Here is a 13,429-nt window from a genome sequence, read left to right as displayed (position 1 = left end):
GACACGGGAGCGGACGGTAAGTCGGCGTTCGAGATCTGGAAAGAGCTTCCTGGAAACGACGGAAAAGACATGAACGAGTATGTTGCAGGCCTTAAAGGAGATACAGGAACAGATGGCGTAATTTCATTTGTACCAGTGGTAACAACAGGACATGACATTGCTACTTATACAGATGCATCAGGAAATCCAGCTTCACTTAAAGAAACAGTAACGTCATTAAGCTATGTTGAAGCATCAAAATCTTTAATTTATAAGAATGAAAATGGTGTTGAAAATAGCCTTACTATGACTGATTTAGTGGGTGATGCAGAAACGCTAACAACATTAGCGCATAATCCTACTGCAAAAGCACTTAATTACACTGGAGAAGATAAAAAGGTTACTACGATAAACCTTAAAGATATTACTACTACAACTTCAGATAAAGTTTTAGCAGTAACAGGTTTAGGAGCAACATTTACTGATGCTACTGTAAATATAGTGCCATCAGAAGTTGAAGGTGACGTATTAACGACAATTAAAGATGAACAAGGTGCAATAAATGTAGAATGGAAAGCACCAGCTAAAAACAATGTTATGGGAATTCATGTGACAAGTGACGATTATACGTTAACGCCAGATGATTACACTATTATTGCCAGAAAACTGACGAAAGATATTACAATTACTCTTCCAGTAGCATCAGAAAATAAAGGAAGAATATTGGTGATGAGTCAGTTAACAACTTCTTACACAGTTAAATTCAATACAAGTGTAATATACTCTGACGATTCAATTTTATCTTACATAGCAGCTAGTGCATTTGGAGGTGAGACTAATGGTAGTTTGAAAATTACCTTGCAATCAGATGGTACTGATTGGTACGTAATAACATCTACATTATAATATTTAATAGTATAAAACCGGTCATGCAAATGACCGGTATTTAATACTTCTTAATTAGAAATTTTAATAAAAAATTATAACAATGAAAAAAATATTATTTATATTATTAATGGTCTTTACTTTTGCCCAATCTTTTGCGCAAGTAAGTAAACCTGTAGTTGTTGGAGGCGCTGAGACAGGAGATCCAAATGCAACGATGCAAATACTTTCCCAAAAAGGGACCAAAGGTTTAAAAATGCCTGAATTTACTGCAGCACAAATGACAACCTTACAACCTTCCTTAACTTTAGCAAATAAAGGTTTAACAGTATTTAATACAGATGAAAACTGTATACAAGTATGGAAAGGTGCAGTTTGGTCAGAATGTGATGCCATCTCATTAGCTAAGTTTACCTTTGATTGTTCTGGCAGTGCAATAAAAGGAAAATATTATGCAGGTATAAATGTTGATCCTATTGCAAATTATATAGAATTAACAGCTACAGTTGTAAAACCTGGTACTTATACTTTTTACACAGAAACAATAAATGGAGTAAGATTTTCTTATACTGGGATTGTGGCTACAATGCCAACAGGACCAATAAAAATACAGATTCCAGCAATAGGAAATCCTCAAAATGTTGGAAGCATGGCATTTAAAGTATATGACCAATCAGGAAAAGAGGTTTGTACAGTTTCCAATTTTACGACTGAGGTAAAAGAAAATAATGCGGAGTTTACAATTTCTTGTGATAATACACTACCGGTAGGTACTTTCACAGAAGATCAGCCCGTAAATTCGAATATTGATGGAGTTAGTATTCAATTAGATGTAGAAACTTCAGGATATTATTCTTTGCATACGAATGTGATAGGTGCTAATGGCGATGATCCAGGCATGTGGTTTGAAGGAGCTGGCTATGTTTCAGCCTCACCTAATGCACGCATTACTTTATTTGCACATGGTACTCCAAAATGGGGTTCAGATGGTAAACTTATTTTTACATTGTATGATAAAAACAATGTTGCTGTAGGCTGTACCTTTACTATTTCTTTAAAAAGTGTAAAAGCTAGTTTTACAGTTGACTGTAGTGCTGCAGGTACAACAGTGAGTGGTACATTTGTTGAAAAGAAAGAAGCAACATCTTCTAATTATTTGACTTTAAATGTGAATGTTACAAAACCAGGAATTTGGAAAATAGTAACAGAGCCAGTAAAAGGAATTACTTTTAGTGGATCATCTTCATTTACAGATGAAGATGTTACAAAAGGATCGGCAACAATAACATTAAGTGCAGATGGTACTGCTGATGCGGGAAGTGCGGGGTTATATTCAGTAAAATTATTGGATGCTTACAATAAAAATACGGTATTATGTACACCAGTCGCAAAATTTGAAATTCAGGCAGATCAAGCGGCTATGGTTTGTAATGCGCCTTATGCGGTAATCACGAGTACAATGAAAATGAATACAGTGGTATCTGGAGCTTCTCAGACGCTTGTTATTCCTATAGATTTTACTTCGGCAGGACCTTATACTATCGTGGGAACAAGTGATGCAAATGTGACACTTAATGCAAAAGGTAGCATAACTCCTGCTCAACTAAGCGCAAATGGTGGAAAAGTATCTATTTCTTTTACAGTAACTGGTAAACCTTCTCAAGCTAATGATGTAGAGGGAATTTCCTTTACTTTAAAAGATGCATTATCAACTTCTTGTATGCGTAATATCACTATAACGCCTACTAAAGGAAGTACTAAATCTTATCCAGCTTCTACCTGTAAAGATGCATTGGTTGATAATGGAGGAGTAGGTGTAGCACCTAGCGGAGAATATTGGATAAAACCAACGCTTTATACTGGTACTGCAATAAAAACATTATGTGATATGTCAAATGCCAATGCATTAACAATGGTATGGTCATATTCTGAGCAAACAGCAAAAAACAGCTATATGGGGGCAAGTGGAATTTCAAGCAATTATTGCTTTGATAAAGATATGCCTATAAATAATGATAATTATAATAGTGAGATAATTAATTATGCTAATTTTAGAATGCCAAAGCAAGCAATGGCTGCAATTAATGTTAGTAATGGTACTGTTCCAAATTTAACTTCATCAACTACCACTACAAATAATAAATGGAGAATTAGAGTAGTATCATCATTGGGAAATGCTTCAAAAATTGAAGATGCCAATGCGCAGAATAACTATGTTGAATTTAATCCATATAGCGGATATGCTTTTACTAGTAGTGGCGGTGAGACAGATGGAGATCATAATTTTACGGGTAAATTAAATGGTAAAGATATTACTTGTGTGAGTAGAAGTTATAAGTATAATGGTGGTAGTGCAAGTGGATCTTTTATAGGTAAACCAACTAGTATTTTACTGAAATGGACAGGAGGGCCAACAGGACAGACTAATCCTAATTATTTTGGAGGTTTTGGAACAAAAACAGAAGTAGGAGGGCACTTTCTAGATTGTAAAGGAGGAGCTGCAACTTGTAGCACTGCTGATTTGGTTGTTAGTCCTAACAATAGGGTAATTCAAGTATTTACATATTAATTATTAAGAAAATTAAATCAAAATCAATAAATTTACTGTCCCTGAATTTTTTCAGGGGCAGTTTATTTTTTTTAACATTTTGTAATATGAAGAAATCCTGCTTAAAAATCCTGCTATTTGTAATTTGCCTTTTGGTACAAAAAATAACAGCACAGCGAACCATTACCCTAAAAAATGAAGATTTGCTCAAAGGAGATACCTGTACTTTGTATAGTTATAAAAATGCTATGCCCATACTATTACAAGTGGCTATTGTAGAAGAACCAGGAAAAATTGTGGCAAAAGACACAAGCAATACAGCAAAAGAAGGAGTTTATGTATTCAGGATGCCAAAAGCATTAAACAATAATGCTATTACCATCATATGCTCAAAAGAAGAAAAAAAAGATATTGAGTTGCATTATTATGGTCACAACCAAAACGTTGTTTTTAAAGACAGTGAACAAAACAATGCCTATGTTTCTTTTATTCAATCAGCACAGCAGTTCTATGGCAGACAACATTTTCTAGAAGAAGAATTTCTTAACACATTTGATAGTATTGAGCGAAAAAAAATAAGAAATAAAGCAATTGATGAACAACAAATATTATATGACTATGGTATGCGTATAGTAAATGCATACAAAGGATCTGTACTTGCAAGATTGGTTGCTTGTAACAATACTTTGCCAATTCCTGATATGGCTTGGAGTGCAGAACATTTAATGTATAAAATAGAGGAAAAAGAATATCAAAATGCTATAAAATTTATTCGTCAGCATTATTGGGAAGGAGTAGATTTTAATGATAATATGTTGCTTAACACGCCTTATTTGTATGGTAAAACAGGTCAGTATATGAGTTTGTTTCATATAAAAGATACTACAAATTCAAAAGAGGCTATAAATGATTTGCTAACCAAAGCGTCTGTAAATCCAGATGCTTATCGCGTAATTCAAGAGGCTTTATTAAATATGTATTTAATAAAACAAAGTGATTTTTTTAATGAAGAAATAGGTATTTACATCCTTCAAAATGAGCGAAACCAAGCTTTTACTCCAGATTGGAGAAAAGATATAATTAATTCAAGGATTTCATATATAAAAAAAAACAGCATAGGCAGTCTGTCAGCTGATCTTCCTTTAAAAGATCAAAAGGGGCTAAAACAATCTTTAAGAAATATAAAATCAAAATATACAATACTTTATTTTTTTGATCCCGATTGTTCAAGATGTATGCAAGTAACTCCTGTTGTGAAAGAGTGGCTGAGTAACACCGCACCCAAGGATATTACTGTTTTAGGAATCTATATTAACAACGATAAAGCAGAATGGAATAAGTATGTTAATGAAAATAGCTTTCCTAAAAATTGGACTAATGTATGGGGAGATTCCGATTTTGTTAAAATTAGAACTGATTATTGGCTCGATAATATACCTTCAATTTATCTGTTAGATGAAAATAAAAAAGTCCTTTTGAAGGATGTCAACTACAAGCAATTAATTAATTATTTCGATAAGAAGTAGCGAAGTTTAAAGATTTGATTTTTTTGCAATCTAGATAATATAGAAAAAAGATTTGTTTTGAATTTCTAAAAAGCGAGGAAGCATATGCTTCCTCGCTTTTTATTTTTTGACTGGTAAAATTTTAGATATTGATTTGTCACAAAAACAAAAATCTATTTGAAAAATATAAAACACATTGTAATACAGTTTGTTGTGTTTTACGAGGTTAAATTTCTCACCTATAAAATGACCTTATTTTAATACAACAAAGGCTTTTACGGGATAAGTGAGTTTTGGTATTGATATAATTTTGTTGTGTTATTTAATATAATCTGTAAAGTAAATAAAATGATGAAAAAAAATACTAATTTATATAGAATACCAGAAAAAAAAGACCCTGTAAAGGATCAAAAAAACAAAAGCGCTTTTTTGTATTATGCTGGTTTTTTTGCTATTGTATCTTCTTCAGGATATGCACAAGTTGTTAATTCCGGCGATGTGAAAATTGCTCCTAATACCATCATGGCTGTTTATATGGATTATGAAAATGCGCCAACGGGAGATTTTGTAAATGATGGAAGCCTATATATTTTTCAAAACTGGAAGAATGACGGTTTAGTTACTTATACAGAGAGCCAAAACGGTTCTACATTTTTTAATGGTTCAGACGATCAGTTTATAGAAGGAACTCAGGTTTCTAATTTTAAAAATACTTTTTTTGAAAATGTATCTTCTCTAGTGCCTTTTCATTTATCTGGTAAGATAGCCGTAGGAGGTAATTCAGAATTTAAAAAAGGCGTTGTACTTGCTGGTGATTATGGCGGTAAAGTAATTTTTAGAGAAAAAGCAACTCACACACTCACAAGTGATTTAAGTTTTGTAGACGGTCAGGTAGAAAAGGATGGTATTGCAGCATTTGAGTTCCCAGTTGGAGCAGGAAAATATTTTAGACCTTCTTATCATGCAGCAGGCACTAGTGAAGGAGATATATACACAACGCAATACTTCAACAAGAATTCCAGCTCTATTCATTCTCACGATGAGAGAGATGAAAAAATCCTAGAGATAAATAAAAATGAATATTGGGAAGTGAGTAAAGATAAAGGTGCAAACAAAATTATCTTGAGTTTAACAATGAATAGGCAAACAACACCTGACGAATACTTTAATGAAAGCGATACGTATCAGGTGGTAATAACACGCTGGGACAGCGCATCTGGTAAATGGATAAACGAAGGAGGAGATGTTAGTGCTCCTCTAGCAGGAAAACCTTATGAGAAATTATTAACAGCACAGGTAAGTGGCTATGGGCTTTTTACTATGGCCTTGGTTAAGAAACCAGAACAAGAACCAGAAGATGTTGTTATATATAATGCAATTTCACCAAACGATGATGGTTTAAATGACAGCTTTGTGATCAAAGGAATTGATAGATTCCCTGATAACCAAGTAGAGATTTACAATAGATGGGGAGTTAAAGTTTATGATGCGAAGTCTTACAATGAAACCGATAATATGTTTAGAGGATATTCTGACGGACGTGCGACAATAAAAAGAGGTGATAAACTTCCAACAGGAACGTATTTCTATATTTTGAAATATAATACTGGTAAAAAAGTAAAAGAGAGAACAGGTTATTTGTATATCAATAATCAATAATTAAAAGAAATTAGAACTAATGAAAAAGATTTCATATTTATTAATCTTGTTGTTTATCGGAGTTTTTGAAATGTCCGCACAACAGCAGTCGCAGTATACACAATACATGTATAATACGATGACAATAAATCCAGGTTATACAGGAACCCGCGGTATACCAAGTATATTTGGAATGTATAGAACGCAGTGGGTAGGACTAGACGGAGCTCCAAAAACAGCAAATTTTTCTATTGAATCTCCTATAACAGAAAACGGACAAGGTTTAGGATTATCTGTAATCAGTGATAAAATTGGACCCTCACAAGAGACAACCGTAACAGCAAGTTATTCCTATCCAATACAACTTTCTGCAGATACGTTTTTGTCTTTGGGTATTAGCGCATCAGGCAATTTTATGCAGGTTGACTATAATAAGCTAAATGTATTGAATCCGGAAGATCCATATTTATCAGGAAACTTAACCAAAAATTCTCCAAATTTTGGAGCAGGGGCTTACTTCCATTCAGAAAAATGGTATGCAGGTTTATCAGTACCAATGATTTTGGAAACCAAATTCTATGATGATGTAAAAGTATCAGTCGCTTCTCAAAAAATGCACTTGTATGCAATGGGAGGTTATGTATTTGATTTAAATGATAATCTAAAATTCAAGCCGGCTGCAATGGTAAAGATGGTTAGCGGTGCACCATTGGCAGTTGATTTGTCTGCAAACTTTTTATTCAATGAAAAATTAACTTTAGGAGCAGCCTACAGATGGGATGCAGCCGTAAGTGCTATGGCAGGATTTCAGGTAACATCAGGTTTGAATATTGGATACGCTTACGATTACGATACGCAGAAAATAGGAAACTACAATTCAGGATCACATGAAATCTTTTTGCGTTTCGACTTGTTTTCTGGAACCAAATACAGATTGGTTACACCAAGATTCTTTTAATAACCAAAAACTAGGATAAAAAATGATATCTAATAAGATGAGAACTGTACTAACCGCAATTTGTATTTGCTTAATTCAAATAGGAGTGGTAAAGGCACAGGATAAAAAAATTGAAAAAGCAAATGAAACTTATAATAAGTTTGCTTTTATTGAGGCGGCTAAGCTGTATAAAAATCTGGTTGATAAAGGAAATTCTTCTTTAGAAGTTTATACAAAATTAGGTAACAGCTATTATTTTAACGGACAATATCCCGAAGCGGCAGAAGCTTATTCAAAAGTTTTTAATTCTGGACAATCTGTGGATCCAGAGTTTTATTTTAGATATGCTCAGGCTCTCAATAATACAAAAAAATACAATGAAGCGAGTGCTGTTGTAAAAAAATATTATGCAATAACAGGTAAAAAAGATGCTAGTGAAAATTGGAAAGAGCTAAAACTACTGGCTGATATTCAAAAGGAGTCAGGTCGTTACAGCTTTAAACCAGTAAATATCAATACGCCAGTTTCTGATTTTGGAACTTCATTTAATGGTAAAGACGAAGTTGTATTTGCTTCAGCAAGAGATACTGGAGTAATTATAAAGCGTAAACATAGCTGGAATGAAAAATCTTTCATGAAACTTTATACAGCGAAAATTTCTACAGATGGAGGCTTAGAAGATACAACACCTGTAAAAGGAGATGTAAATACAAAATACCACCAAAGTAGTGCTGCAGTTACTAAAGATGGTAAATACATGTATTTTACCAGAAACAATTTTGCAGATGGTAAATTAGGAGCAGATAAAAACGGAACCAATTACCTGAAAATTTATGTTGCAGAAAATATCAAAGGAGAATGGAAAAATGTAAAAGAATTGCCTTATCCTATCAATAGTGATGGTTTCTCTTCAGCGCATCCGGCATTGAGTGCAGACGAATCGCAGCTGTATTTTGTATCTGATCGCAACAATAGTTTTGGAAACTCAGATTTGTATGTGGTAAGTTTAAAAAAGGGAACGCTGGTAAGTAATGACGTAACAAGATTAAGTGATGAAATTAATACTCCAGGGCGTGAAACTTATCCTTACGTAGATAATAAAGGTATTTTATACTTTGCATCAGACGGTCATCCCGGTCTTGGCGGACTTGATGTCTTTGCTGCTATGAAAGACAATGACGGAAAATACCATGTGGTAAATCTTGGTGATGGTGTTAATACAGCTTCGGACGATTTTGCATACGTGATTGATGCTGACACTAAAAAAGGATATTTTTCTTCAAACAGAGACGGTAATGATGATATCTACAGTTTTACAGAAAACAAGCCAGTAAACTTTGATTTTGATATAAGATCTATGATTTACGGTACTATTACAGAAAATGGTAAACCAGTGCCAAATTTCAATGTGCAGCTGTTTAATCCAAATAACGAAAGTATTGGAACAACGACCACAGATACTGATGGTAATTACAAATTGTATTTAGATCCTTACCAAAATGACAAAGCAGTCTACAAAAAGACTTCTTATGCTGATAAAACAGTTTCTGTTGAACCATTAAAACCTTTAGAGAAAAAAGAAATTAGTTTCGAAATCACTAAAGAAATGGAAGTTGTTGTTGATGGTGAAAAAGTAAAAATTAAAGATGGAGATGATTTAACAGATAAATTGAAATTAAATCCTATTTATTTTGACTTGAATGGTTACAACATTAGACAATCATCTAAGAAAGAATTGAATAAAGTAGTAGCTTTAATGAAAGATCGTCCAAACATATCTATTAAAGTTAATTCATACACAGATAGTAGAGGAAGAGATGAATTTAATATGAAACTATCTGAGAATAGAGCGAAAGCAACAGTTGACTATATAGTTAAAGCAGGTATTGATCAAGAAAGAATCAGCGGCGAAGGATTCGGTGAAACGAAGCTATTAAACCACTGTTCTAATGGCGTGATTTGTTCAGAGAAGGAACATGAATTAAATAGACGTTCAGAGTTTATTATAAACTTTAAATAATTTTCTTCTTTAAAAAAAGCTGCTGGTTAATAGAAATATTACCAGCAGCTTTTTTAATACTATTTTTTAAGATTCATTTTTTATTGGGTCTAGGTGTTTTTTTACAAAATCATCAGTGGGTTTTCTTTTAAGCTGTTCAAAATATTTAGTGCAAAAATAGCTGAGTTTGGTATAATTAAGTTCATACATAACTGCAGTTAGAGTAGTATATTCTCCACTTCTAAGGAGCTTTTGAGCAAGATTTATTTTTTCTTCTATAAATAAATTTTTTGGCGTATTGTTGTAACGCGTTTTAAAAAGACTTTTGTATTTAGAAGCCGACATTCCTGCCATACTTGCTAAGAAAGTTAAGGAAGGAAATGGTCCGTATAAATTATTTAATAAATAGTTCTTCGTCTTCTCAATTGCCTCGTTTTCAATTTCGGTAAGAGGCACGCTTTTATTTTTTGTTTCGTAAAATTTATTAAAAAAATTGCCTAATATTTTTAAGGAAATACCTTTTATAAAAGAATCAAAAGCTAAGTCACGAACTGATTTCTGTTTTATAGATTGAATTAACAATATACTATTGCTGTCAATATTGCCATAGTGGTAGAATGTTTTTTTGTTTGTTTTGCTTTTTACAAAATAATTTTCTTTTTTTTCAAACTCCTGAATAAAATCATGCAAGAGTTTTTTGTTAATTAACAATCTTAAAGCAATTGTTCGTTCATTCACAGAAGGCTTGAAAGAACTTTCGATTTCATTGTCAAGTATCGCAAGATCCAATTGATTAAAAGAGCCTATTTCATAATCGATATTATTAATCTTAATAAGATTGATGTGCTCGCTTAAATCAAAATGAAAAATGAAAATTTCATTGTCAGATTTTTGCCGTGTTAGTTTGATAGGCACTTTTGCTGTTAAATCGGCATACACGACTGAAATACCCTCCATTACTTGAGAAAAATAAAAAAAGCCTTTGCCTATATCTTTGGGTACAATAATCAGTTTATCATCTAATAGCTCTGTATCCAATTGTTTCACTAAATCATATTGCCATTCTGGAGTTAAAGTGTAGGAATGCGTAAATTTTCTCATAGACTATTTATTACGATTAATTATTGGCACTCCTTTACAATTGTTTGTAAAATGCTTTAGGAGACAACCCAAAATGTTCTTTAAATTTTGATGCGAAATAAGAGTTATTAGTAAAATTTAGTTCATCTGAAATCTGCGAAATCGTGAGCTGTTTGTTTTCAAGAAGTTCTTTACCAAGTAATAATTTGTTTTCCATAAAAAAAACATTGGCTGTATCTCCTGTTATTTTCTTAAATAAAGTTTTAAATTTTGATTCTGACATATTAGCCATCTTGGCCATGTGCGTTATACTTGGAAAGTGATCTCTAATATGCTCAATTAAGTACATTTGTATTGCAATAATATGATTTAAGTCTGTTTTGTTAACTGTTTGAGCAATGATTTTTTTTGTAGCTAATTTTTTTAAGTAATTTGAAATTAATAAGTGGACAGTGCCTTTTAAGTGCAGATTGAAAATAGCTCCTCCAACTGGGAGCTTTCTCAAATCATTTAAAATATGATAGCTTTCGCTGGTCATTCTGTCAAACCGAATTATCGTATTTTCTTTGGGATCAAGTAGAGAGTCAATATTCTGAATTACAATACCATTTTTTTGAGTAAAAGCCTTTAACATATTTTTTTTGATAAAAAAGCATAAGGCAAAAGTTTTGCTCCCTTTCTTGACATTATATTCTGAGTTCAAAGATCCATCAATAACAGCTAGGTTGTACTTCCATCTACCGACATTGTACATAAAATGGTCTGTGTTTACGGTAGCTTCCCCTTCTGTTAAGTTGTAATAAAATCCAACAAAATCTTGATTCAAATTTTGTTGTATTAATTGGTAGTTTCTTTTGTATTCTACATTGATGTAATAGGCTAGAATACCATCGCCACAATCTAAAAAATATCGTATTCCTGTTTGGGAATCCTCAGGGAGTCTGATAAAGTTTCCTTCAATTTTTCCTCCAATTTGTGCAGCATAATGCTCTACCCAAGTAAGATCTGCATCATAATAATGTTTAATTATTTTCATGGAAATGTGGATTTGTGTTATAAAGTTAAGATTTTTTAAGAAATTAAATAACTTTTTTGTTTTATAAGTTATTGGTAATTAGTGATGTTGTAATTGTTAATAACTTGAAAACACCAAGCAGTATGCAGTAAAATTTACAATTAATGAATCTTTATTACAATGCTGTTTGGTTCTTTATTTCTAATAAAAACACTATGCTCATAATTTTTGGAAGTGCTAAAGAGGTAAACTTGAATTTGTGAAAGAATCTATTCTCAATTTCTTTAACATGCTGGCAATATGAGATTGAAATGAAGTGTAATATTGGTTTCACGTTAAGACTGTTTTTAATTAATTTGATTTATTTTAATACATTTTAGGCTTTTAGAGGCAAACGGTATGCCTCTTTTTATATTAATTTGTAAATCAGTAAATTGTATTCTTGTCTATTTTAAAACGTGTAAATCATCTAGGTAGATTTTGAACGGTTGAGGAATATATCCCCGTTTTTAAAGAACTTTTTGGTTTAAAGTCTTCCTGTCAATTTGCAGGATTTGGGCCGCTTTTGTTTTGTTATTGTTAACAGCTGCCAAGACTTTTAAAATCTGTTCTTTTTCATATTCTTTTAAAGGCTTAAAAAGTGTATCTGAAGATGGGATGTGATATTTTAAATTTTCGGGAATATGATCCAAAGTAATGGTGTCATCGCTCATAATAACCGATCTATGAATTACATTTTCAAGTTCTCTTATATTTCCTGGCCAGTTGTATCTCATTAGAACTTCGATTGCTTTTTCATTTATTTGAACATTCGATTTATTATATTCAAGAGAATACTTTTCTATAAAAAGATGAATTAAGGTCAATAAATCTTCTTTTCGATCTCGTAAAGGAATAGTTCTAATAGTAATAACGTTTATTCTATAATATAAATCTTCTCTGAAAGTGCCTTTTAGAATCATATCTTCCAGATTGCTGTTTGTGGCACATAAAATCCTTACCTCTATTTTTTCTGGTTTTGTTGCACCAACTCGTAGGATTTCTTTTTCTTGAATAACTCGTAATAGTTTAGTCTGTACAGACAAAGGAGCGTCTCCTATTTCATCTAAAAAAATAGTGCCTCCAGAGGCAGATTGAAATAAGCCTATTCGGTTTTCTGAAGCTCCTGTAAAAGAACCTTTTAGATGTCCAAATAATTCAGATTCTATAAGGTTTTCGGGTATTCCACCGCAGTTTACTACAATAAAGGGCTGGTCTGCAAGTTTGCTGGTAAAATGGATAGCTCTCGCAATCATTTCTTTTCCGGTACCGCTTTCTCCTTCTATAAGAACATTTGCCTTTGTGTCTTTTACGCGTTTGATTGTTTCAACTAAATCCCTAAACTGATGCGAACTTCCAGTAAGACCTCCATACGATTTTTCATTATCCAGGTTTAGAAAATTGGTTGAAGCTTTAGGCACAAGTGTTCTTTTCTTAAGTGAATCTAAAATGGTTTTATGGAGTTCTTCACTTGTAAAAGGCTTTGTCAAATAATCTAATGCACCAGATTTCATTGCGTTTACAATATTGTAAACAGATGGAATTCCAGATATTACAAGCTTTGGTATTGCCGGAAAATGCTCTTCTGCATATTTTAATAGTTCAAGTCCGTTTATATTAGGCATATTGAGGTCGCTGATCAATAAGTCTATGTCTGAGTTTTTTAAGACTTCAATGGCTTCATTTACAGAAGAAGCTTTGTAAGTTCGATAATTGAAAGATTTTAATTGTCTTTGAATTAAATCCAGCATATCATTATTATCGTCGACAACCAGTATATTCTCTTTTTTAAAAGTCATTTTGT

Annotated in this window: 8 protein-coding genes and 1 pseudogene; 6 read left to right on the top strand and 3 right to left on the bottom strand. The window is 32.5% G+C overall.

Annotation, left to right across the window (positions count from 1 at the left end; translation table 11 throughout):
• From AC3Y25_RS21470 to AC3Y25_RS21445, 6 genes and pseudogenes are all read left to right on the top strand, one after another.
• A pseudogene (locus AC3Y25_RS21470) lies at positions 1–885 on the top strand (hypothetical protein); the annotation flags it as partial.
• 82 nt (positions 886–967) lie between these two features.
• Positions 968–3,433 (top strand): phage tail-like protein, encoded by a 2,466-nt coding sequence (locus AC3Y25_RS21465; protein ID WP_489904157.1) that lies wholly within the window; start codon positions 968–970, stop codon positions 3,431–3,433.
• An 86-nt stretch (positions 3,434–3,519) separates the two neighbouring features.
• A complete protein-coding gene (locus AC3Y25_RS21460) occupies positions 3,520–4,938 on the top strand; it encodes a thioredoxin-like domain-containing protein (RefSeq protein ID WP_489904156.1) in 1,419 nt (472 codons plus the stop codon).
• Positions 4,939–5,265: 327 nt separating this feature from the next.
• Complete coding sequence (locus AC3Y25_RS21455) at positions 5,266–6,576, top strand: T9SS type B sorting domain-containing protein (protein WP_489904155.1); 1,311 nt, start codon at positions 5,266–5,268, stop codon at positions 6,574–6,576.
• A 19-nt stretch (positions 6,577–6,595) separates the two neighbouring features.
• On the top strand, positions 6,596–7,513 hold the full coding sequence (locus AC3Y25_RS21450; RefSeq protein WP_489904154.1) for a PorP/SprF family type IX secretion system membrane protein: 918 nt from the start codon (positions 6,596–6,598) through the stop codon (positions 7,511–7,513).
• Between the two features lie 37 nt (positions 7,514–7,550).
• On the top strand, positions 7,551–9,512 hold the full coding sequence (locus AC3Y25_RS21445) for an OmpA family protein (RefSeq protein ID WP_489904153.1): 1,962 nt from the start codon (positions 7,551–7,553) through the stop codon (positions 9,510–9,512).
• Between the two features lie 66 nt (positions 9,513–9,578).
• Here the strand turns inward: AC3Y25_RS21445 and AC3Y25_RS21440 are convergent, their stop codons facing one another.
• From AC3Y25_RS21440 to AC3Y25_RS21430, 3 genes are all read right to left on the bottom strand, one after another.
• On the bottom strand, positions 9,579–10,592 hold the full coding sequence (locus AC3Y25_RS21440; RefSeq protein WP_489904152.1) for a helix-turn-helix domain-containing protein: 1,014 nt from the start codon (positions 10,590–10,592) through the stop codon (positions 9,579–9,581).
• A gap of 34 nt (positions 10,593–10,626) precedes the next feature.
• Positions 10,627–11,607 (bottom strand): helix-turn-helix domain-containing protein, encoded by a 981-nt coding sequence (locus AC3Y25_RS21435; RefSeq protein ID WP_489904151.1) that lies wholly within the window; start codon positions 11,605–11,607, stop codon positions 10,627–10,629.
• A 488-nt stretch (positions 11,608–12,095) separates the two neighbouring features.
• Positions 12,096–13,424 carry a sigma-54-dependent transcriptional regulator gene (locus AC3Y25_RS21430; RefSeq protein WP_489904150.1) on the bottom strand — a complete coding sequence of 443 codons (1,329 nt, stop codon included), beginning with the start codon at positions 13,422–13,424 and terminating at the stop codon, positions 12,096–12,098.
• Positions 13,425–13,429: the final 5 nt, after the last annotated feature.

The organism is Flavobacterium sp. LK-23, from assembly GCF_058135255.1.
This window is presented reverse-complemented; position numbering and strand designations above follow the sequence as displayed.

Coding starts and splice junctions, on each gene's coding strand:
- AC3Y25_RS21435 (WP_489904151.1), bottom strand. CDS start 11,607: ATGAAAATAATTAAACATTATTATGATGCAGATCTTACTTGGGTAGAG.
- AC3Y25_RS21465 (WP_489904157.1), top strand. CDS start 968: ATGAAAAAAATATTATTTATATTATTAATGGTCTTTACTTTTGCCCAA.
- AC3Y25_RS21445 (WP_489904153.1), top strand. CDS start 7,551: ATGAGAACTGTACTAACCGCAATTTGTATTTGCTTAATTCAAATAGGA.
- AC3Y25_RS21440 (WP_489904152.1), bottom strand. CDS start 10,592: ATGAGAAAATTTACGCATTCCTACACTTTAACTCCAGAATGGCAATAT.
- AC3Y25_RS21430 (WP_489904150.1), bottom strand. CDS start 13,424: ATGACTTTTAAAAAAGAGAATATACTGGTTGTCGACGATAATAATGAT.
- AC3Y25_RS21455 (WP_489904155.1), top strand. CDS start 5,266: ATGATGAAAAAAAATACTAATTTATATAGAATACCAGAAAAAAAAGAC.
- AC3Y25_RS21460 (WP_489904156.1), top strand. CDS start 3,520: ATGAAGAAATCCTGCTTAAAAATCCTGCTATTTGTAATTTGCCTTTTG.
- AC3Y25_RS21450 (WP_489904154.1), top strand. CDS start 6,596: ATGAAAAAGATTTCATATTTATTAATCTTGTTGTTTATCGGAGTTTTT.